Source organism: Mucilaginibacter inviolabilis (genome assembly GCF_011089895.1).
GTDB lineage: Bacteria > Bacteroidota > Bacteroidia > Sphingobacteriales > Sphingobacteriaceae > Mucilaginibacter > Mucilaginibacter inviolabilis.
Map to the genome: position 1 here is coordinate 101,846 of NZ_JAANAT010000002.1, position 21,374 is coordinate 123,219.

The 21,374-nt window shown below is 41.6% G+C and carries 18 protein-coding genes; 9 read left to right on the forward strand and 9 right to left on the reverse strand.

Annotated features, from left to right (window positions below):
* Window positions 1–69: 69 nt before the first annotated feature.
* The gene (locus G7092_RS16460; protein WP_166091111.1) at window positions 70–1,731 is read right to left on the reverse strand and encodes an SUMF1/EgtB/PvdO family nonheme iron enzyme; all 1,662 of its coding nucleotides are present in this window, start codon (window positions 1,729–1,731) and stop codon (window positions 70–72) included.
* 241 nt (window positions 1,732–1,972) lie between these two features.
* Between G7092_RS16460 and porV the strand changes: the two genes are divergently transcribed.
* Both porV and ispF read left to right on the forward strand, forming a co-directional pair.
* Entirely contained in the window at window positions 1,973–3,154 is a 1,182-nt protein-coding gene (porV, locus tag G7092_RS16465; protein WP_166091113.1) for a type IX secretion system outer membrane channel protein PorV, read from the forward strand.
* Entirely contained in the window at window positions 3,154–3,636 is a 483-nt protein-coding gene (gene ispF / locus G7092_RS16470) for a 2-C-methyl-D-erythritol 2,4-cyclodiphosphate synthase (RefSeq protein ID WP_166091114.1), read from the forward strand. Before porV ends, ispF begins: the two co-directional genes overlap by 1 nt.
* On the opposite strand, the gene G7092_RS16475 is transcribed toward ispF, so the two are convergent.
* The 4 genes from G7092_RS16475 to G7092_RS16490 all read right to left on the reverse strand — a co-directional run bounded on the left by G7092_RS16475 (window position 3,633) and on the right by G7092_RS16490 (window position 10,586).
* Window positions 3,633–5,543: an alpha-L-fucosidase gene (locus G7092_RS16475; RefSeq protein WP_166091115.1), complete on the reverse strand. Its 1,911-nt coding sequence runs from the start codon at window positions 5,541–5,543 to the stop codon at window positions 3,633–3,635. The genes ispF and G7092_RS16475 overlap by 4 nt on opposite strands.
* Window positions 5,544–5,711: 168 nt before the next feature.
* Window positions 5,712–9,095, reverse strand: coding sequence for a trifunctional glycoside hydrolase family 18/polysaccharide deacetylase/glycosyltransferase family 2 protein (locus tag G7092_RS16480; RefSeq protein ID WP_166091117.1), 3,384 nt, complete (start codon window positions 9,093–9,095; stop codon window positions 5,712–5,714).
* Between the two features lie 67 nt (window positions 9,096–9,162).
* Window positions 9,163–9,324 carry a FeoB-associated Cys-rich membrane protein gene (locus G7092_RS16485; protein ID WP_166091118.1) on the reverse strand — a complete coding sequence of 54 codons (162 nt, stop codon included), beginning with the start codon at window positions 9,322–9,324 and terminating at the stop codon, window positions 9,163–9,165.
* A gap of 68 nt (window positions 9,325–9,392) precedes the next feature.
* The gene (locus G7092_RS16490; protein ID WP_166091119.1) at window positions 9,393–10,586 is read right to left on the reverse strand and encodes a hypothetical protein; all 1,194 of its coding nucleotides are present in this window, start codon (window positions 10,584–10,586) and stop codon (window positions 9,393–9,395) included.
* 633 nt (window positions 10,587–11,219) lie between these two features.
* Here G7092_RS16490 and G7092_RS16495 point away from each other — a divergent pair.
* The 3 genes from G7092_RS16495 to G7092_RS16505 are packed head-to-tail and all read left to right on the forward strand — an operon-like array spanning window position 11,220 to window position 12,970.
* Entirely contained in the window at window positions 11,220–12,227 is a 1,008-nt protein-coding gene (locus tag G7092_RS16495) for an NAD(P)H-dependent glycerol-3-phosphate dehydrogenase (RefSeq protein ID WP_166091120.1), read from the forward strand.
* Between the two features lie 40 nt (window positions 12,228–12,267).
* Window positions 12,268–12,603: a hypothetical protein gene (locus tag G7092_RS16500; RefSeq protein ID WP_166091121.1), complete on the forward strand. Its 336-nt coding sequence runs from the start codon at window positions 12,268–12,270 to the stop codon at window positions 12,601–12,603.
* Between the two features lie 40 nt (window positions 12,604–12,643).
* Window positions 12,644–12,970, forward strand: coding sequence for a hypothetical protein (locus G7092_RS16505; protein WP_166091122.1), 327 nt, complete (start codon window positions 12,644–12,646; stop codon window positions 12,968–12,970).
* A 197-nt stretch (window positions 12,971–13,167) separates the two neighbouring features.
* On the opposite strand, the gene G7092_RS16510 is transcribed toward G7092_RS16505, so the two are convergent.
* Window positions 13,168–15,012 carry a DEAD/DEAH box helicase gene (locus tag G7092_RS16510; protein ID WP_166091123.1) on the reverse strand — a complete coding sequence of 615 codons (1,845 nt, stop codon included), beginning with the start codon at window positions 15,010–15,012 and terminating at the stop codon, window positions 13,168–13,170.
* 218 nt (window positions 15,013–15,230) lie between these two features.
* On the opposite strand from G7092_RS16510, the gene G7092_RS16515 reads away from it, so the two are divergent.
* Window positions 15,231–16,019, forward strand: a complete 789-nt coding sequence (locus G7092_RS16515) for a class I SAM-dependent methyltransferase (RefSeq protein WP_166091124.1) — start codon at window positions 15,231–15,233, stop codon at window positions 16,017–16,019.
* 117 nt (window positions 16,020–16,136) lie between these two features.
* Here the strand turns inward: G7092_RS16515 and G7092_RS16520 are convergent, their stop codons facing one another.
* Both G7092_RS16520 and G7092_RS16525 read right to left on the reverse strand, forming a co-directional pair.
* Window positions 16,137–16,604 (reverse strand): DUF4293 domain-containing protein, encoded by a 468-nt coding sequence (locus G7092_RS16520; RefSeq protein WP_166091125.1) that lies wholly within the window; start codon window positions 16,602–16,604, stop codon window positions 16,137–16,139.
* A gap of 141 nt (window positions 16,605–16,745) precedes the next feature.
* Window positions 16,746–17,039, reverse strand: a complete 294-nt coding sequence (locus G7092_RS16525; RefSeq protein ID WP_166091126.1) for a hypothetical protein — start codon at window positions 17,037–17,039, stop codon at window positions 16,746–16,748.
* Between the two features lie 178 nt (window positions 17,040–17,217).
* Here G7092_RS16525 and truA point away from each other — a divergent pair, with 178 nt between their 5' ends.
* Both truA and G7092_RS16535 read left to right on the forward strand, forming a co-directional pair.
* A complete protein-coding gene (gene truA, locus G7092_RS16530) occupies window positions 17,218–18,027 on the forward strand; it encodes a tRNA pseudouridine(38-40) synthase TruA (RefSeq protein WP_317170003.1) in 810 nt (269 codons plus the stop codon).
* A 125-nt stretch (window positions 18,028–18,152) separates the two neighbouring features.
* On the forward strand, window positions 18,153–19,952 hold the full coding sequence (locus tag G7092_RS16535) for an ABC transporter ATP-binding protein (protein WP_166091129.1): 1,800 nt from the start codon (window positions 18,153–18,155) through the stop codon (window positions 19,950–19,952).
* Window positions 19,953–20,016: 64 nt separating this feature from the next.
* On the opposite strand, the gene G7092_RS16540 is transcribed toward G7092_RS16535, so the two are convergent.
* The gene (locus G7092_RS16540; protein ID WP_166091130.1) at window positions 20,017–20,220 is read right to left on the reverse strand and encodes a hypothetical protein; all 204 of its coding nucleotides are present in this window, start codon (window positions 20,218–20,220) and stop codon (window positions 20,017–20,019) included.
* A gap of 248 nt (window positions 20,221–20,468) precedes the next feature.
* On the opposite strand from G7092_RS16540, the gene G7092_RS16545 reads away from it, so the two are divergent.
* Window positions 20,469–21,347, forward strand: coding sequence for a cell division protein FtsX (locus G7092_RS16545; RefSeq protein ID WP_166091132.1), 879 nt, complete (start codon window positions 20,469–20,471; stop codon window positions 21,345–21,347).
* The last annotated feature ends 27 nt before the right edge of the window (window positions 21,348–21,374 follow it).

Genomic DNA, 21,374 nt, shown 5'->3' on the forward strand with positions numbered 1-21,374 from the left:
AAGTTGTAAACAAAACAAGCCGCTCAATTACTGAACGGCTTGTTTTATTTACGAAGTAATAATGATACTTTATTTTGATTTGAAAGTTTTAGCTTTTTTAACTCCATAATGGGGTTTGCCATTAGGGTAAATTTCAGGGGCGCCAACCAGTGTCATCGCGCAGCGGAAGCCAACCTCGGCACTGGATTCATCCTGATCCATAAAGCGGCGTGTAGCCGGATTTAACCAATAGGCCATATCATTCCACGAACCGCCTTTGTAAACTTTTGAACGGTTATTAACCAGGGTGGTATTTCCGTATAAGGCAAGGTTAACCGTGTCTTGCACACCTCTCAGATCGGGATTAAATGCTTTTCCAGAATTTTTAGTAGCAAGCAGAGCATTGGCATTAGCTGTATTACCGTTTGCCGGAACCGCATTTGCAGGAGTAGCTGCAGTGGCGTTAGCGGAATCGGCGCGTTGTCCTTGTAAAGCTAAAAGCTCACTATATTTTAATTTTTTGTTGGCTTTTGCCGGATCTTTGATCGGGCGGCCATATTTGTCTTTGGCGTACAGGCCCTTTGATGGGTCGGCTAAACGTTTGTTGGAATATTCGTTACCACGGAAAGGGTTAAAATCATCAAACTCTTCAAATGAGGTTTGACGGTAGGTGTCAGCAACCCATTCGTTTACGTTACCAGCCATGTTATACAACCCAAAATCGTTTGGTGCATATGAACGTACAGGCGCGGTAATATCGGCCTTATCATTCAAATAACCACCAACACCGGCATTGTCGCCAGCGCCACGTTTAAAGTTAGCCAATATTAAACCACGGGTCTTGCTCTTGGCCGAGCGTACGCCTAAGCCATTCCATGGATACATTTTTCCATCATCAATATTTTCAAATTGAGTGTTTCCGGCTAGAGCCAGTGCTGCGTATTCCCATTCGGCTTCTGAAGGTAAGCGGTAACCTTGTTTCAATATGCCATCCTCCATACGTACAGGTCTAACAGGTTTACCACCTTTACCGGTACCTGCTTGTGCGTTAGGACTCAGATCTGGTACCATTTTTTTACCATCAACACCAGGGCCTTTCATTTGACCGTTCAAATAAATATCAGTATTGAAAGGTTGTGCTGAGGCAGCTGGTTGCCCATTTTTACCACCATTCAAATCCTTCCAGGCTACCATTCTTCCAGTTTCACGCAGGATGTTTTCGTTGGTACGGTCGGTACGCCATTGGCAATAATCTTGTGCCTGATCCCAGGTTACACCTACCACAGGATAGTCCTGAAATGCAGGGTGACGCAGGTAGTTATCTACGTAAGGTTCATTGTATGATAGTGGTTTACGCCATACTAAGGTATCGGGCAAAGCATCATAATATAACTCCCGGTCATTTGGAAAGGTAATAGCCGTCCAGTGCAGGTAATCAAGCCAATCCTGGTTTGATACTTCCGTTTCATCCATATAAAATGACGGAACGGTTACCCTGCGTTTTACGTTGTTATAGTCATAAGCAACATCCTGGTCTGCGCTGCCGCCCATCACAAAAGTACCACCTTCAATGGGTACCAAACCCGGTCCCGGTGAGGGATGGGTTTGCCTGAACCGCACATAACCACCATTGGTTTTGTCGTTATAAGTGATCCCGGTTTTTTGCGAAGTTTCGTGATGTTTACTGCAGCTGCTTACCACGGCACTTACAGCCAACAGCACGAAAGCAGTTTTAGTAAAAAGTATTTTCATATTTTTACGGTTATATTATAGGGTAAATTTAGAAAAAAATGGATATAATGCTATTGAGCATAAACCATTATTCAAAATAATTCAAACTATTATCAGGCATTTGAACGAAAATTTGTTGAAATTAGTTGCACTGGTTTGCTTTTTTTGATTGAGCAATTATTGCAATAGTTCTTTAAAAATGCTAAGTAAATTTTGGGCGTACCTGTATATGAATTAAATTATTAAAGCTAAATTGCACCCAATGAAGTTTTCTACCTTTCGCTATTTTGTTTATTCCGTGCTCTTTTTGCTGCCGGTTTCGGCTATTGCACAAACGCCTGTAGGTACAAGTACTGATGGTAGCAATATCAAAGCGATACCTGTGCAGGTTCCTTTTTTAAATATTTCCCCCGATTCGCGTTCGGGTGCCATGGGCGATGCCGGTGTGGCTATTTCACCGGATGTTAACGCGAATTTCTGGAATCCATCTAAACTCGCATTTCTGGAGAGTAATGATGCGCTTTCATTATCGTACAGCCCATGGTTAAGGCATTTGGTGCCCGATATCAGTCTTTCATACCTGAGTTATGCGCATAAATTAAATGATCGTAATACCATAGGAGCATCTATGCGCTATTTTAATTATGGTTCGGTACAATTAACGGATGATCAGTCAAATGACCTGGGTACGTATACCCCCAATGAATTTTCGATAGATGCCTCATTTGCCCGTAAGTTTGGTGAAAACCTTTCCCTGGGATTAACGATGCGTTATATACGTTCAAGCATATCAAGTATATCTTTTGCGCAGGGATCGGGCCAGGTTAACAAACCTGGTAATGCAGTTGCTGCGGATGTGTCGTTGTTTTACAAAAAGCCTTATGGTGAAAATAACCTTTTTGCCTTTGGCGCACACATCTCTAATATTGGTACCAAAATCAGCTACAGTGATGTTGGGCCGAAATACTTTTTACCTACCAACTTAAAATTAGGTGTGGCCAATACATGGGAGCTTGATGAAACCAATGAACTAACCGCCACCTTTGATATCAATAAATTATTAGTGCCGACGCCTCCTATACGTGATGCCAACGGGAATATCATCAAAGGTCATGATGATGATGTATCTGTACCTGCGGGTATTTTTCAGTCATTTGGTGATGCCCCGGGCGGCTTTAGTGAGGAGCTGAAAGAGATCAGCTTTTCGCCGGGTGTGGAATACTGGTATAACCATCAATTTGCTGTCAGGGCCGGATATTTTTATGAAAACCCCGACAAAGGCGACAGGCACTATCTGACCCTCGGCTTAGGTATGAAATATAATATTTTTAATTTCGATTTCTCGTACCTGGCAGCCAGTCAGCAAAATAGTCCTTTGGCTAATACACTGCGCTTTACCTTATCGGCAAATTTTGGTGGTATAACAAATGTGGGCAGAAGATAATGGGTAAGATAAAAGTAGGTTTTGGGTTTGATGTACATCAGTTAAAAGAACAGCACCCCTTTGTTTTAGGCGGCGTCAAATTAGAGCACCATTCCGGTGCTTATGGCCATTCAGACGCTGATGTGTTATTACATGCTATTTGCGATGCCTTACTGGGTGCTGCGAATTTACGCGATATCGGTTTTCATTTCTCCAATACCGACAACCGCTGGAAAGGGATCAGCAGCCTGGTGCTGTTACAGCATGTAGTAGCGCTGATCAAAGAAAAGGGCTTTAGCATTGGTAATATCGATGCAATGGTGTGCCTGGAGGCCCCAAAGATAAACCCGCATATACCGGCCATGAAAACCTATATTGCCGAAGCCGCGTCCATCAGCGAAGAGGATATATCCATTAAAGCAACCACTAACGAACAAATGGGTTTTATCGGTCGCGAGGAAGGTGTAGTAGCCTACGCGGTTTGTCTTATCGAGCGCGATTAAGGTTTACTCACCGGGATCAACTGTACCTCTAATATTTTCATTAAGCCGGTTTTCTTTATTTCAACCGGTGAAATGCTTAGGCTGTATGTGCCCGGTTCAAGGGGCACAGTTCCCAATGCTTGTTCTTTAACCAGAGTGCCTTTGGGTAGGGCGTTAATAGAGCCCTGTACTTTAAAACGACCAGCACTTAACTCATAAGTGCCTTCGTCAACAGTATCCGCCACATATTTTAAGATAACTTTATAGCTTGCAGGCTCAATTAATCTGAAATCCCAGTTTACAGATTGATTGGTGTTTTTCCAACCTTCTACATAATAACTGCTGGTTTTTCCATCACCAAAACTAAAGCCTTTGCCCTCCAGGCGGGCATCAAATGCCAGTAAGCGATTGATTGTTTCATGACTTGCTAACAGGCGTACGGTATCGGTTTCTATTTGCCCTGTGGTTTCCATTACCAGAACCGTATTGCTGGTATCTGGGGCCTGATCAGGTAAATGGATAGCTATATCCAAAGGATTGATCCTATTAAATTTTAACTCTTTTTTATTGGCCAGTTGCCATACTTTATTAACCGTGCTTTTTAAACCACCCACTATAAGCTTACCATCTTTTGGCCAGTTAAATACATGCAAATACAGTAAATTATTTTTCCGGGTAGATACGCCCCAGCTTTGATATGGTAAAGGAGTTTTGGTAGTTTGATAAATGCTTGCTGAATTTTTGCTCATCCATCTACCTATGCCTTGTAAAATAGCAGTGTCCTCAGGTGCAAACTCACCATTGCCCATGGGGCCTATATTCATTAAAAGATTACCTCCGCGCGATGCTGCTTTGGCCAGTAAACGAATAAAAAAGCTGACCGGTTTATGGCTCTTGTCAAATTTTGAATAGCCGTATGATTCATTGGTAGTTGGAATAGCTTCCCAGTCGCCGGTTGCCGGGAAAAACTCTGCCGGGCGATCGCCGGTGTTTTTATAATCGCCCATTTGTAAATTACCACTGCCCCGGGCCAGCCTTCCATTTACCACTATATTAGGGGCGGTTTCCCGGATAGCTTTCAGGATGCGGATGTTTTCTGATAGAGGGAGTTTTTGCGGTGTATCAAACCACAGGATATCCGGATGATATTTGGTGATGAGTTCTTTTATCTGTGGGATAGCCTTTTTATCTACATAATTTACTGCTTTGGGCAATAATTCCGGGTGCAGATCATACCAGTCGCGACCCCCAAACAAATTCAAATCGCCACCGGGGTTCTGATAATCCCAATCGTTACCCGGAGCATCAGGGTGCTCCCAATCAAAAGCATGTGAATAATAAAAGCCGAATTTAAGACCATACTTTTTACAGGCCGCAGCCAGATCAACCATGGGATCATGTTTCCAGGCGGTTTGTTTCACTATATTGTAGTCAGAAACCTGCGAATTGTACATGGCAAAACCATCATGGTGTTTGGCTGTAATGATCAGATATCGCATGCCGGCATACTTAGCTGCCCGAACCCATTTATCGGCATTAAATTTTACAGGATCAAACCGGTGGGCCAGTTCCAGATAAGCTGAACGTGGTATTTTTGCCTTACGCATCAGATGTTCGGCGTAGCCACCGGTATTTTTACCTTCCCATTCGCCGGCAGGTAAAGAGTATATGCCCCAGTGTATAAACATGCCAAAACGGGCATCGCGCCACCAGGCTATCCGGCTGTCACGTGTTTTCATAGATGCCGGCCACCAGCCATTCACCGCTTCATCAATAGCCTTTTGATCGCGTGTTTTAACGTTGTTGGCCATTGTTTTGTCCTCATCGCCTTTGTCCTGGGCCTGCGTTGTTGATACAAAAAAGCTAAAACATATAATGAATAGGAATTGGATCCACGAAATAAGTACGCAGGAGATCTTATTGGTCATTGGTCAAAAATTGGTACCGACCAATATCGTTTAATTTTTAACGCATTTAATAGCGCAATTGAGCATATCTATAAACTCAATTGGCTTTATGAGGATTTGTATGAACAAGTTTTAACAAAAGCGTCATTGCTGAGGAACGAAGCAATGACGCTTTGAATAAATATACTTTTAAATCTGGTTTTCCTTTTCTTTTTCAACCTTCACGTTGCCGGTACGTTTGAGTACACCCCAGCCGCTAAGTTCGCCCTTTAAGGCTTTTCTGATAGATTTAAACAGCACATAATACATTAGCTGGCGCCACATGAAACGCTGCGGAATAATGTAAATGAGCTTTTTGTAATCCTCTTTTTCCATGCGGAAGGCGATAATGCTCACAATAAAATCTATCAAGACAAACGCCACATAGTAGAATAGCATTTTTTCGGGCTTGGCACCAAAGAGGGCAAAAATCATCATCAAATCTGCCAATGGTGAAAATAAAGGCAATATGATCTGGAAAATGAGGATGTTAGGCATGCCCACCATTCCGAAAAATTTGTACTTTTTGTTAAACAGCGCATCCCGGTTTTTCCAGAAGCTTTGTATTACGCCAAAGCTCCAGCGGAAACGTTGTTTCAACAGCATGTTGATGGTTTCAGGCGCTTCGGTATAGGCAATCGCTTCGGCACAGTTTTTTACAATATAACCTTGTTTTAGTATGCGCATGGTTAGATCGCAATCCTCTGCAAGGGTATCATAAGTAAAGCCTCCCGCTTTAAATATGGCCGACTTGCGGAACGCGCCAATAGCACCCGGTACTACGGTAATACTGTTGATGAGATCAAATGCCCGGCGATCCATATTTTGTGCCGTAATATACTCGATAGATTGCCAGCGGGTAATGATATTGGTTTCGTTACCTACTTTTACCGTACCGGCCACCGCGCCTATTTCTTCATCAGTAAAATAGGTCATTAGATGATAAATGGCATCAGTTTTCAGCTGGGTATCGGCATCAATACAAACCACAAAGTCGCTTTGCGCATGGGTAATACCAAAGTTAAGGGCCGATGCTTTACCTCCGTTTGGTTTGGTTAATATTTTAACGAGTGGGTTATTGGCATAAGCCGAGGTAACCACCTCAAATGTTTTATCCTTTGACCCATCATCCACAAAAATGATCTCGAATGCGGGGTACTCTGTTTTTAATAAACTTTGTATGGTAGCAACAGCATTTACCTCCTCGTTGTAAGCTGGTACAATGATGCTTACCGGTGGCAATGGGAAATTGTCACCGCGTGCTTTAATCATCTTTTTATTTTCGCCATGTTGCCTTACCGCCAGTATGCCAATTAAAACTATACGACCAATAGCCAGGAAAATAGCTGATAAAAATATATAGATCAATATCCAGTTAATATAGTAATAACCGTGTACGGCAACATCATATACCGGCCCCAGGATCCCTGTATGCGGATCGTTTGGAATAGGCGGCATCAGATCGGCCTTGGTTTTGCCCAATACATCGGCAATGGTGGTAAACTGGTAACCATGCGATTTAAAGTAGTGGATAATTTCGGGTAATGCCTTTACCGTTTCCTCGCGGGTATCACCACCTGCATCATGCAGCAATATCATTGATCCGGCATTTCTTTGCCTGATGGTGCGGGCAATTATGCTATCGGCTGTTACACCAGGCTGCCAGTCCCAGGGATCAATAGATTCGCCAATAGTAATATAACTTTGCCTGCGGCTTTCTGCAACCGGGATAACCTCGGCCAGTGTTTGCGGTTCGGCATCGGCATTAAACGGCGGTCTGAACAGGATGGTGCTTCGCCCGGTTATAGACTCAATAAGCTTACGGGTGGAGTTAAGCTCCAAAATAACACGGTCAAGACTTATTGTCGAAATATCGGGGTGGAAAAATGTATGGTTACCAATCTCATAGCCTTCTTCATACTCGCGCCGAACCAGTTGCATGTTCTTTTCGGCCATGGAGCCCACCACAAAGAAGGCAGCCGGTACATTTTCTTTTTTAAGAATATCTAAAATGCGCGGAGTAAAATCCGGATCAGGTCCATCGTCAAAAGTTAAAACTACTTTTTTGGGTGCGTAGCCGTAACGGCGTATCACGTATTTGGTAGGTAGTTTAATATATTGCTGATTGGTGATGGTAAATTTGTTGGTATCCAGCTTTACGTCTATCTGGCCGGTAGTAGGGGTAGTGATGAGATCCAATACTTCACCTTCACCATCATAATCAACATTCACCCTGTTGTTTAAGCCTACTGTGGTTAATTTTTTCAAATCGATGCCTGTTTTTCTTAAGGAGTCGATCGAAAGGTTTTTCTGAAAATATGACCATAAGCGCGGATCTTCAGACCCCAGGCGCCACAAAGCCACACCTCCGGTTGCCCAGTCATCGGCCATGCGGATCACATTAAAATTGGTGGCCGCATCTGTAAAATAAATGGTGTGTGGAAGCCCACCCTGATCAACATAACTAAAATGCAGGTTGGCAGACAGGGGATCAAAAATGATCTTACTTTGTTTCTCCTGCGCGGTACTGATAGCTTGCTGATAACCTATAGCATGGCCAACGCTCTTTTCGGGCCAGTCATAACCTCCTGCAGCAAAAGTTAAAATAACCTTTTCGCTGGGTACCTGGCTGCAAACGTTATCTAATATTTGTTCAACCCAATGCTGGTTTGACAGGTCGCCGGCATTGGTGGCATCATAATGCTCATCAATAGCCATCACAAACAAGAAATCGTTGTAATGCTGCAGCTTTACCAGGTCATAAGCTTCATCATCGGGCACCACATTTTGGGTTACCAGCAGGTTTTTGGCATGCAGGGCTTTATACAAATCCTGTAAAAAGGTAAGGTATTCTTTGCTGTTTCGATTTTTAATCTCATTAAAATCAATATTGATACCCTGGAATTTGTACTTAGTAAGGCTACGGATAATGCTGTTGATAAATTCAGTGCGGAGCCTCTTGCTTTTAATGATCCGTTCAACATCCTTAGTATCAAAACCACCGCTTACGTTATCTTTATTAACGTAGTTGGATAACATGATGAGCACCGGTTTGTTAAACTTTTTATTGATGCGGATAAGACCCGTGTCAATTTTAGAAATTACGGTATCTACTTTAGGCGCTATAGAAAAACCCTCACTTACAACCATATCCAGGTGCCCCAGGTTGGTGATCAATGAGTTATAGGCTTGTGGGTCCCAGGCCAGATAAAATGCCGCGTTAATACGATCTTTATTATTGGGGTGTTTAAGCTGGTGCAAACGTCGTGTCCGCTCCATGGCCTCGATCTCTGACTTTTGTATATTGAAGTACTTGAACTTGGTTGACCTCTTTAACTGGTCAAGTTCTTCTTTCGACATTTTTTTCGGGGCCGGGTTCAGATTTGGCAGATCGGGGTAATAGGTTGACTTGATGGTAACTATTACGGCTATGATCCCAATGATGAGTACTGCAAGAAGTATGCGGCTGAGCCACTTGAATTTATTCCATCTACCTGGTGAATCGGCTTGAAAAACTTGCTTATTTGAAGACATTAAGTGAGTTTACTTCTAAATTTAAAAGTACGGGTTACAAATGAAGATTTAATGAATGGGTATTGCGTTATTTATTTGTTTTGCCCGGTTCTATACCAGAAAAATCAACACCGCATTTACAATTACCACCACATCCCTTTTTTGCGGTCAGGCTTTTATACAGCATACGGCTGATGTAAAAAACTGCACCGGCAAAAAGAATAATTACTATAATGGTTTGAATATTCATGTCACAAAAATACTACATTTTTAATATATACCCTATTATACGTATAGACGTTGCAATTAGTATAAAGTTTAACGTTGTTGAAGTGCAATTGTTCCGCCCACCCAGTCAAAATCTTTGTTATAACGCACGCCTATCATCTTACCACGGCTTAATCTGGCCAGGTTAATGGCCAGTGTAGGCCGGGTATCTTCGTTGGGCCATAAGTACAATAAGCGTATTTCTGCCTTTACCCCACCATCGGGCGCTTGTATTACCGGTTCATAATTTACTTTTTGCTGTAATATCCAGTTTTCGGGATCAGTAATGTTTTTAATATCCTCTGCGGTAACATCAATGATCACGCCTTGGCCGGCAAAGGAGAAGAGTGGCTTAAGCACATAATTCTCCAGATGGGCAGGTATTGGAGTTACCTCATGCAGAAATTGTGTTTTAGGGATATGATCTCCATGCAGGTAGGGCATGGTAAACTTACTGATGCGGTAAAACCAATTTGGATGGGTTATCCACTCCACATCAAGTGGTTGGCGTATGTCAACTACTTGGTTAAAAATATCATCATCACCATCTATCTCATCAAATATCAGTCGGTTGTAAATACGCCTGATGCGTTTTTTCTCTCCATTAGCCTCGTAAAAAAGCTGATCGCCCTGTTGTTGCAGATCGCTTAACGAAACAACAGGAATGCCCAGGTATCGTTGGGTGACATAAAAATCAACCGCGGTTTTTTGTTCAGGGGCATTTACATCCATCAATACCACTTCATCTGGCTGGTAGGGGCCGAGGATGGTTTTTTGGAGGAGCTCAAGATAGGATTGTTCAGTAAGCCCGTTAAAGTAGATGGTTTTATTGGTATCGATATTAAAAACGTCACGGTAGGTATTACCTAAATGAACCTGAAAACCATACAAGGAGGGAAAGCCCTGCAATTCGATCAGCTTAGGAACTATGTGCCCACCCGCATCCTTGCAAATACCAAAATCAAGAGCGATGAAATGAGGATGGTCATTTTCATTCGGCAAACGCCATTTATCAGGGATAGATCGTTCGGTAAGGTCCTTAAACCCAGGTTGCAGAATAGTATCGATAATGCTGTTACCTGCTGCCACCAGTTTATCGCGAAAGTTATCGGTCAGGAAAACCGGTGTTTCGGCTACACGGAAGGGTACAGGATTGGGCAGGCCATCATTGAGGTGGGTTAAGAAGGCCTCGTATTTTTCTGCTGTAAAATGCCGGTTAAATGTTTCTCTGGCTGATGGATCCATAGATATAGGGTATAAAACAAACTTAACTATTTACGGAGCAAGGAACAAAGATTTTTGGAGTAAGGATTTGTAGGAACAAAGATTTTGGGAACAAGGAGCAAGGATTTTTGGAATAAGGATAAATAATTTGCAGCTGCGGTACCCCGGAGGCTCTTATGCCCTGTACCCGGAAGTTGTCATTTCGAACGAGGTACAAAGAGAAATCTTCTACATTTTGCAATTGAAGCTTTACGTTGCGCAGAAGATTTTTCCTCACGCCTTTACGCTGTCTGTTGCTGTTCGTCGAAATGACATATGGGGGACTAAAATTACAGTACCCTCAGGGTCTCTCGCAGGGGATTCTGAGGATATTAAACTCTACAAAATGTGGGTTTACACTATTTTGTAGTAAAATCTATTTAATGTATTGATTTTCAAATATTTAAATCAATTTTAATCATAAAAAGTGTAAACCATGTAAACCCACTTTTGTAACAAAATAGACAGCTTGTTCAGGGGTTTTGCCTGGATCCGTCTTTGCTCCAAAAGTCCTTGCTCCTTGTTCCCAAAATCTTTGCTCCCAAGATCCTTTCTCCTTTTACCTCAATTTTTCATTAATTTGCTTTGTCAATTAAAACCTGGCAATACCATTTAATGCAAAAAAATAAAAAGAAGATCGCGGTTGTTGGCGGAGGGAGCTGGGCTACAGCCAATATTAAAATGCTGGCTGATAATACTACAGAAAAGGAAATTTTTTGGTGGATGCGGAATGCGCAGGCGGTTGAACATCTGCATAAATTTGGGCACAATCCGCATTATTTAAGTTCGGTTGAGATTAAATTGCCAAAACAAAATATCTCGGTAAACCTAAAAGAGATTATACAGCATGCGGATATTATTTTACTTAATGTACCAGCGGCATTTTTAAAAGATGCCCTGACCGGGATAACGCCAGCCGACCTGGCCGGGAAAAAAGTAGTGTCGGCCATAAAGGGGATAGTGCCCGATGAAAATCTGATCATTGGTGAGTTTTTAAACCGGAAGATGGGCGTTTCGTTTGATGATTTTATGGTGATCAGCGGCCCATGTCATGCTGAAGAAGTAGCCCTTGAAAAGCTCTCTTACCTCACTATAGCCTCTGGAGATACCGAGCTGGCTGCCGAATTTGCCGGGATGATCAATACCCGGTATATCAAAACCATTGTATCTGATGATATATATGGTACGGAGTATGGTGCGGTGTTAAAAAATGTATATGCCATTGCCAGTGGTATTTGTCATGGTGTGGGTTATGGCGATAATTTTCAGGCGGTGCTCATATCAAATGCGATAAGGGAACTGGAGCGCTTTGTTGATGCGGTGCACCCTATCAATAGAGATATCAAAGAGTCGGCTTACCTGGGCGATCTGCTGGTGACTGCTTACTCGCAATTTAGCCGCAACCGTACCTTTGGCAATATGATAGGTAAAGGATATACGGTAAAATCGGCCCAACTGGAAATGAATATGATAGCCGAAGGATATTATGCAGTAAATTGCCTACAAGAGGTGAATAAACAGTACAACGTAGATATGCCTATATGCAATGCTGTTTATGCCATTTTATATAAGAAAAGCCCCCCGGTATTGGAAATGAATAATTTGGCCGAAAAATTGAGTTGATTATTTTATTATATTAGTAATAACTTAATTAAAATCCCTTATGAAAAATTTACTTAAAGTTGTCTTGCTTGCTGCTGGAACATTTGTGATATCACCAGCTTTTTCACAAACCAAAACAAAAAAAGATACCAGCTTTTTTAAAAAGGTTGGCGATAAAACAGGCAAGGTTGCTACATCGGTTGGTCATAAAACCGCCGAAATTGCATCTAAAGGTGCGGCTACAGTGGCTGATAAAAAATATGCTGATAAGGTGGGCCCGAGTGGACAAACCATTTATATTGACAAAAATTCGAAATATTTCTATGTCAACAAAAAGGGCAAGCACGTTTATATTAGCAAAGCTAGATTGAAAGATAAACCGGCTGAGAAAAAATAATAAAACCCGGCTGCGCGGGCCAGAGGCATAAAAACTAAATATGAAACATAAAGCTTTATTGATCCCGACAGTTGGATTGATGCTATTGGTTTTGGCCTGTAACAGGGCTCCTGAGCACCAGGTTAATAAAAAACTGGTAGGCAAATGGCAATCAAAAGATGGTGAAACCAAGCTTGAAATAACCGATAAGGGATTTACAATGGACGATGGCAAACCCGTCACTGAAGATTATTTTGTAACGAATGATACCATCTTTACTTCCTATCAAGGTAGCAGGCCATTTTCCAAATTCCTGATCAAAAATCTGGATGATCATAAGCTCACCCTGTTTTACCCGGATTCTGACGTGGTTGAGTTTAGCCGCTAAAACAAAAGCCTTCATGTTGCGGATGCAACTGAAGGCTTTGTTAACAAAACTAAACTAAAACTAATGCTTCTTTACCAGAGAAGCTACATGAAAAACTATTTTCTTTTTTAGACTCAAGAAGTAAGAGTCAAGAATCAAGACAAAATCACCATTGTTTATGGCTTTCTGTCCTGATTCTAATCTCTTGATTCTTTAAATTAGAATCTTCTGCGACGTTCCGGACGATCTTCACGGCTTTTGCCAGAGAAATCACGGAAACCACCACCAGAGTTGCTTCTTTCGCCACCACGGTAGCCACCGCCTTCACGACGTTCGCCACCACGGTAACCGCCACCTTCGCGACGCTCGCCACCACGATATCCACCTTCACGGCGTTCGCCACCGCCACGGTATCCACCGCCGCTGCTGCGATTATCGCTGGTGCCTTCGCCAGATATTTCTATCCTAACCGGACGGCCTTTGTATTCTATTTCTTTATAAGCGGTCATCACTTTTTCTACATCCTCATGCGGAACTTCGAAAAATGAATAAACACCTTTTACATCAATTTTACCAACGGTACGGCCGCTTATTTTGGTAGTGTTGCAAATGTAACCCAGCAAATCGCCGCGGTTAAATTCATCAACAGAACCTAAGTTTATAAATAAACGGGTGTAAGCTGATTTGCCACCTGAAGGGCGTTCACCACGATCTTCAAAACGACGACCTTCTTCAACGCTTGCATTCAAATCCGGAGCGTTTTTGTAATAATCCAGGAAGCGGTTAAACTCAATGGATGCAAAACGCTTGATAAACTCCTCTTTGCTTACATCTTTAAATTCTTCGATGATGCGTGGCAGGTATTGTTCAATCTGTTCGTCGTTAACAGTAACGTTATGTACTTTATGTACAATAGAGAACAGTTGTTTTTCGCAAACGTCAAAACCTGTAGGGATTTCGGCTTTTGAAAACTTTTTACCTATAACACGCTCAATCTGACGTATTTTACCTAATTCTTTGCCGTTAACGATAGAGATAGATACGCCGGTTTTACCTGCACGGGCTGTACGACCGCTACGGTGGGTGTAGTTCTCAATTTCGTCTGGTAACGAATAGTTGATTACGTGGGTAACATCATTAACGTCGATACCACGGGCGGCAACGTCTGTAGCTATTAATAGCTGCAGGTTACGCTCACGGTAACGTTTCATCACCTTGTCACGTTGTTGTTGCGACAAGTCGCCGTGTAAAGAATCGGCATTGTAACCGTCTTTGATCAGCGCTTCTGCAATATCCTGGGTCTCGATTTTGGTACGGCAAAAAACAATACCAAAAATATCGGGGTTAAAATCAACAATACGTTTAAACGCGGCATACTTGTCACGGGCACGTACTATATAGTACTCGTGCTCGATATTGGCATTACCGGTGTTTTTGGTGCCCATAGTAAGCTCAAACGGATTCTCCATGTATTTTTTGGCGATCCGCCTAACTTCGGCAGGCATAGTGGCTGAGAACAGCCAGGTTTTTTTCTCGTCGGGCGTGGTAGATAAGATATTATCAATGTCTTCCTGAAAGCCCATATTGAGCATTTCATCAGCTTCATCCAATACTACGTATTTTACCTGCGAAAAATCTATCGCCTTGCGGTTGATGATATCAAGCATGCGGCCTGGTGTGGCCACTACAATCTGTACGCCACGTTTAATCTGGCGTAACTGATCAGAAATACTTGCACCACCATACACAGCAACAACGTGTACGTTGTTCATTTGCTTGGCGTAATTTTTAATGTCGTTCGTGATCTGTAAACAAAGTTCACGTGTTGGGCATAAAACAAGTGCCTGTGGATGATTTTCTTCGAAATCCAACAGCTCTAATAATGGTAGGCCAAAGGCAGCAGTCTTACCGGTCCCGGTTTGGGCTAATCCGACAAAATCGTTGCTGCCTGTTAACAATACCGGAATTGACTGTTCCTGGATTGGCGTTGGGTTTTCAAACCCTAACTCAGAGATGGCATTAACAATATCATGACGGATTCCCAGTTGAATAAATGGGTTCATGAATTAAAATAACGAATTTGGCAACATCGCCAAATCGGGCGCAAAGATAGAAATTATATATTTCAAATACAAGAGTAAATTTTATTTTTAAAAATGTCATAACTTTTTGATAATTTGAGGGTTAAGGCGGGGTGTTGTTATATGCTGATATGTGAATTGAATTTCAATTTGGCAGTCGATTTTTTTTATGTAGGTTTAAAGCCGTTAATTAAGCTGAAATGAACGATCTGGAGTTATATTTTAATAAAAATGATAAGCGGGTAATATATAAATGGGCTCATTATTTTGATGTTTATGAGCGGCATTTTAGTAAATACCGTGGTAAGGAAATTGTGATATTGGAAATTGGCACCCTGCACGGTGGCAGTTTGCAAATGTGGAAAAGCTATTTTGGTGATAAAGCAAAAATTTACGGGATGGATATTAACCCGGCCTGTAAAGCGGTTGAGGAAGAAAATATTAAAGTACTGATAGGTTCACAAACAGACCGTAAGTTTTTAAGGCAGGTAAAGCAGGAAATTCCACCCATTGATATTTTAATTGACGATGGCGGGCATACCATGCTACAGCAAATTGTATCATACGAAGAACTTTTTGATCATGTAAAACCCGATGGTGTATACCTGTGCGAAGATGTGCATACCTCATATTGGCTAAAATATGGCGGTGGGCATAAAAGGCGTGGCAGCTTTATTGAATACTCTAAAAACTTTATTGATCAGTTAAACGCTTATCATTCTGTCGAAAAATCGCTGCCGGTTAGCTCATTTACCCGTTCGGTAAATTCTGTGCATTATTATGACTCGATTGTAGTAGTGGAGAAACGTCCGACACCGCAGCCTACATCATCTCAAACGGGTACCATCAAAACTCCGCCAATGAACCTGGAAGCACAAGGCATGGCGAAAGTTAAAAAGAACCTGAGATATCGTCTAAAGCATATAGCCAATGTGGTAACCGCCTTTTTTAAATTGCCGTTCAAAAAAGGAAGTTTTGACTATTCTTAGAAGGAATAAGGACTTTTAGAATAAGGGCAAGAGGAGCAAGGAATAAAGATTTTGTAGTAAAGACAAAAGAAAGAAAAATCTTTGCTCCCTGCTCCCAAAATCCTTGTTCCCCAAAAACTATCTTAATCTATCCGCAGATTTGACCAGTTTTTCGTCGCGCTGTATACTTTTAGCTGCCAATATCAATAATACGATACTAAGTGAGGTAAGGAATAACCCTATCCCCATAGTATGGGTATCAAGTTGTACACTGCCCACTGCTTTCTTAACCGTTTGGGCCATCCAAAAGCTATATCCAATTAATACCAGTATAGCGCTGTAGCAAATGGCTATTTGTTGTTTACGGTTTTTATATAAGAAGATAATGACCAATGGTAGCAAGGCCGCAATGGCGGTTATAGCAGTAAGTGCCGTAAAAGATTCTGTGCTTTGCTGGGCGCCGTTTATATCCTGAAATATGCCGGTAACCATAATAGTGACTGGTTTGCCGGAAACATAAACATTATGAGCTAAAGGAAAAAAGAAAAGCGCGAACAGCACAAGGCTGGCAAACAACAGGTAAATGCTTTGAATACGTTGCAGCATGATATTAAAAAATTATAAGGGCAAATATAATTGTTTTAACTATTGCCATATGGCATTTTTATTGTGTCATATTTTTTAACGACTGGGTTATTGAATTATGTTAGATCAAAATAAAAACGCCCCATTGTTGGGGCGTTTACATTATGGGTGCGAGTATATTTTATAAACGACCGCCCCAACCGGCGACTCTCCCGGGCCTCCATCGGTATAGCCTTCCGAAATCAACGTTCCATTAGTAGGGTCAAGATCGCCCCCGGTAACTACTTCTGTATTTATCAAGGTGCTCCAGGCAACGAATTGCCCCGAAGGGGTATACCATGCATAGTTTCTTATCAAAGGGAGAGCAGTACTTTGGTGCGTCTTTGATGAAAATGAACTAAACAGTAATACCATACTCAATAATGGCAGACATAAAAGAGCTTTAAATTTTTTCATTGGAATAAATGTTTGAAGATTAAATAAATAGAAGTTATGTTATACCATAAAAATATGAAAAATATATCTGCATAATACCCCGGCGATGGTTGTTTTATTTTTTACTGTTGATGTATTTTTTGCTTTGACCAAATAATGAATGTCCTTGCCTGTCCCCACATATTATTACCTTTGCCAGGTGACCGCTAAACAACGTTATTTTATTGAACTGGCTTACGATGGTACCAAGTATCATGGCTGGCAAATACAGCAAAATGCTGTAAGTGTACAGGAATTATTAAATAAGGCCATGGCCACCATTTGGCGTCAACCTATTGAAACTACAGGTTGCGGCCGTACAGATACGGGTGTACATGCCCGTGAGTTTTTTGCGCATTTTGATGTTACAGGCCATAGTCCATTGACCGTAGACGATGGGGAGATCAATAGCCATGGACTATCGACTCTGGATTATGGACAAAAAATACGTGGCCTTAACTCTCTTCTCCCTGCCGATATCGCTATAAAAAATATTATCCCGGTTCATGAAGATGCACATGCACGTTTTGATGCGACGCAGCGTTCTTATCAATACCATATTCATTTCCATAAAGATCCGTTTTTGCATGGTTATTCGTGGATGGTACGCGATGAGCCGGATATACTTTTGATGAACCAGGCTGCGACAATTATTATGGAGTATACGGATTTTAGCTGTTTCAGTAAATCAAATACACAGGTTAAAACCAATAATTGTAAAATAACCCGGGCCGAATGGGTAGAAACAGAAAAGGGTATCGTTTTCCATATTTCGGCAGACAGGTTTTTGCGCAATATGGTGCGGGCTATTGTGGGTACACTTATGATGGTAGGCAAGCACGAAATAGAACCCGAAGCGGTGCGTGTTATTATTGAAAGCAAAAACCGCTCAAATGCCGGTACAAGTGTACCTGCCTGTGGCTTGTATTTAACAGAGGTGAAATATCCGTTTTTAGTATCAGGTAGTTAGTATTAAGCTGCGCGATTTTTTGTCTTTATAACCACGATGTTGCAATCTACAAACAAAATTGATCTGTTTTTATTCGATATTTGCTAAGCTAAGGTCTTGATACTTGATACTAACTACTCGATACTATGTCGGAAGTAACCGGAAAAGCGCTTGATTGGAAACTGTTAAAACGGGTGATGCACTATGTAAAGCCGTATAACAGCACATTTGTAATTTCGGCATTTTTAACCATTTTCCTGGCGGCTGGCGCATTGCTGCAACCTATCCTGATACAGCACACGCTGGATAACGATATCCTGAATGATAATTATGATGGGTTGATTTTTATGGTTGTGCTGATGATAATACAGCTCATCGTACTCACCATAGCCCAGTATTATCAAACCTACTTAACCAACGCCTTGGGCCAATCCGTTATCCGCGACCTGCGGATTGATATTTTTAATCACATTACCAGTTTACGCCTTAAATATTTTGACCGTACGCCTATTGGCATGCTTATCACCCGTACCGTATCGGATCTGGAAACCATCGCCGATATTTTTTCGGAAGGTTTAATCTCAATCATGGGCGATATGCTGCTGGTATTTGCGGTAATCGGCTTTATGTTATACGAAGATTGGAAACTGGCGCTCATTACGCTGATTCCGATGCCATTCCTGTTTGCTTCAACTTATGTTTTTAAGGAGGCAATTAAATCGTCTTTTCAGGAAGTACGTACACAGGTTGCCCGTTTGAATACTTTCCTGGCCGAACATATTTCAGGTATCAGTATTATTCAACTGTTTGCCCGCGAAGATCAGGAGATGAGGAAATTTAAAGAGGTTAACCTGAAATATCGCGATGCCAATATTCGCTCCAACTGGTATTACTCTATATTTTTTCCGGTAGTTGAAATTCTGTTTGCCATTTGTATGGGGCTGCTGGTATGGTACGGTTGTAAAAGGATGTTATCTGATAGTCAGCTTGCTGCTATTTCGGCAAGAGCGGGTGGTATCACGCCTGGTGTTATCACCAGTTTTATTGTATTGCTCAATATGTTGTTCAGGCCGATACGTCAACTGGCCGATAAATTCAACACCCTGCAAATGGGTATGGTAGGTGCCGACAGGATATTTAAAGTATTGGACACCGATGAGGTAGCGGTGGATACCGGCCAGATTAACACCGGACGGCTGCAAGGCGACATTGAGTTCAGCAAGGTATGGTTTGCCTATAACGAAGAGAACTGGGTTTTAAAAGATATCAATTTTCATATTAAACCAGGCGAAACGCTGGCTTTGGTAGGTGCAACCGGCGCTGGTAAATCATCAACCATTAATATTCTGAACCGTTTTTATGAAATTGGTGCTGGCAGTGTAAAAGTTGACGGGCATGACCTTCGCGATTATCAGGTAGAGTTTTTACGCTCGCAGATTGCTACCGTGATACAGGATGTGTTTTTATTTACCGATACTATTGCCAATAACATCAGTCTGAATAATCAATCCATCACCCGCGAGCAGATCATCGCTGCTGCGAAAGATGTTGGCGCACATGAATTTATTGAGCGTTTGCCCGGCGGATACGACTATAATGTAATGGAAAGAGGATCGACACTTTCGGCAGGGCAATCGCAGTTAATATCTTTTATCCGGGCATTGGTGTACAATCCCGCTATTTTAGTTTTGGACGAAGCTACCTCATCGGTGGATACCGAAACTGAAATGCTGATCCAGAATGCCATCAACAAACTTATGCAGGGGCGTACTGCTATTGTGATAGCTCACCGCCTATCTACTATACAAAACGCCGATCGCATTATTGTGCTTGATCATGGTGAAATTATGGAAAGCGGCACCCATCAGGAACTCCTCAAGATAGAGAACGGTCACTATCGCAAATTGTATGACCTGCAGTTTAACTCGGCAGGGATAGCCAGGTAAGTGGCGCATTTCATTTTACTCGAATTGGATTACGTTTCACATAAAACGTATCACGTATAACCCATTATTTTTTCGGCGCCGTCTTTATTGGTTCAACAGGTTGCTCTTCTTTTTCATGTTTTTTGGCGATGTCGCCACCATGCGGCTTATCAGCGTGGTATTGCTTATCTTCTTGGCGCACTTTGCTTTTGCCGCCATTATCATTTGGCCTTTTGGTTGGTGTATCAGCAGGCGAAGGCTTGTTGGGTGAGTTTGCTGGCTTTGTCATACCAAATAGAACAACGGGAGGTCGGTTTTTGTTTAATTTGTAAGCGACAGACGTTAATAAATGTTAAAACTATGGGTGTAACCGGTTAATAAACCATATTTATAACTAATAAAATTTTACCTTTAAAGCAGGTTTGTTAATTTCGCACAAACACAGGGGTGAGATGTGGGACGTTAGATAGGAGATGAGCTTCAAAAATTAGCTGTCTTTTATCTCATATCTCAAATCTCACGTCTTATATCTAAGACATGGAAGAATTTGAAGCAAGCGCGTCAGCAAAAAAAACAAAAACGATATACATATCTACCGTATTTGGTATAGCTATGGTATTGTTAATGGTAGGGTTGTTAGGCCTGTTTTTGGTATATGCCAATAATATTTCACGCTATGTAAAAGAAAATATAGTATTGAATATTTTTGTTGACGATGCCGCGCATGAAACCGATGTGCTACAGCTGCAAAAGCAACTGGAAAGCAACGTCATGGTGAAACAAACTCAATATGTAAGCAAAGAACTGGCTGCGCGCAACCTTCAAAAAGACCTGGGCGAAGATTTTGTGAAGTTTTTGGGCTATAATCCACTATCGCAATCTATAGACGTTTATCTGAAAGCCGATTATACCAATAACAAAGACATTGAAAAATTCAAGGCTGAGCTACTTAAAAATCCGCTGATTAAAGAAGTTAAATACCAACAATCGCTGGTTGATCAGATGAATCAGAACGTAACGTCTATCAGTTTAATTATTCTGATTTTTGCGGGCATATTTGTGGTGTTGTCGGTAGCGCTGATCAATAATACCATTCGTTTGGCTATTTATTCGCAGCGCTTCCTGATCAAATCTATGCAGCTGGTTGGGGCTACCAAAAGCTTTATCCGCAAACCGTTTTTGCTATATGGCATATGGCATGGTCTTTTGGGTGGATTGATAGCTATTATTTTACTGGTAGGTACACTATATGTGGCTTACAGAAATATTCCCGATCTGGTTTTCCTGCAAAACTACACCGAATTTGGTATCGTGTTTTTAGGAGTAATTGGGCTGGGCATATTTATATCGGGTTTCAGTACCTTTTTGGCAGTTAATAAATTTTTACGTTTAAAAATATACGACCTATATAGGTAATTCAAAATGGAAAAGTCAAAATTCAAA

What these genes read in the sequence shown, in the direction of transcription:
- G7092_RS16460 (WP_166091111.1), bottom strand. Translation starts at nt 1,731, where the DNA reads ATGAAAATACTTTTTACTAAAACTGCTTTCGTGCTGTTGGCTGTAAGT.
- porV (WP_166091113.1), top strand. Translation starts at nt 1,973, where the DNA reads ATGAAGTTTTCTACCTTTCGCTATTTTGTTTATTCCGTGCTCTTTTTG.
- ispF (WP_166091114.1), top strand. Translation starts at nt 3,154, where the DNA reads ATGGGTAAGATAAAAGTAGGTTTTGGGTTTGATGTACATCAGTTAAAA.
- G7092_RS16475 (WP_166091115.1), bottom strand. Translation starts at nt 5,543, where the DNA reads ATGACCAATAAGATCTCCTGCGTACTTATTTCGTGGATCCAATTCCTA.
- G7092_RS16480 (WP_166091117.1), bottom strand. Translation starts at nt 9,095, where the DNA reads ATGTCTTCAAATAAGCAAGTTTTTCAAGCCGATTCACCAGGTAGATGG.
- G7092_RS16485 (WP_166091118.1), bottom strand. Translation starts at nt 9,324, where the DNA reads ATGAATATTCAAACCATTATAGTAATTATTCTTTTTGCCGGTGCAGTT.
- G7092_RS16490 (WP_166091119.1), bottom strand. Translation starts at nt 10,586, where the DNA reads ATGGATCCATCAGCCAGAGAAACATTTAACCGGCATTTTACAGCAGAA.
- G7092_RS16495 (WP_166091120.1), top strand. Translation starts at nt 11,220, where the DNA reads ATGCAAAAAAATAAAAAGAAGATCGCGGTTGTTGGCGGAGGGAGCTGG.
- G7092_RS16500 (WP_166091121.1), top strand. Translation starts at nt 12,268, where the DNA reads ATGAAAAATTTACTTAAAGTTGTCTTGCTTGCTGCTGGAACATTTGTG.
- G7092_RS16505 (WP_166091122.1), top strand. Translation starts at nt 12,644, where the DNA reads ATGAAACATAAAGCTTTATTGATCCCGACAGTTGGATTGATGCTATTG.
- G7092_RS16510 (WP_166091123.1), bottom strand. Translation starts at nt 15,012, where the DNA reads ATGAACCCATTTATTCAACTGGGAATCCGTCATGATATTGTTAATGCC.
- G7092_RS16515 (WP_166091124.1), top strand. Translation starts at nt 15,231, where the DNA reads ATGAACGATCTGGAGTTATATTTTAATAAAAATGATAAGCGGGTAATA.
- G7092_RS16520 (WP_166091125.1), bottom strand. Translation starts at nt 16,604, where the DNA reads ATGCTGCAACGTATTCAAAGCATTTACCTGTTGTTTGCCAGCCTTGTG.
- G7092_RS16525 (WP_166091126.1), bottom strand. Translation starts at nt 17,039, where the DNA reads ATGAAAAAATTTAAAGCTCTTTTATGTCTGCCATTATTGAGTATGGTA.
- G7092_RS16535 (WP_166091129.1), top strand. Translation starts at nt 18,153, where the DNA reads ATGTCGGAAGTAACCGGAAAAGCGCTTGATTGGAAACTGTTAAAACGG.
- G7092_RS16540 (WP_166091130.1), bottom strand. Translation starts at nt 20,220, where the DNA reads ATGACAAAGCCAGCAAACTCACCCAACAAGCCTTCGCCTGCTGATACA.
- G7092_RS16545 (WP_166091132.1), top strand. Translation starts at nt 20,469, where the DNA reads ATGGAAGAATTTGAAGCAAGCGCGTCAGCAAAAAAAACAAAAACGATA.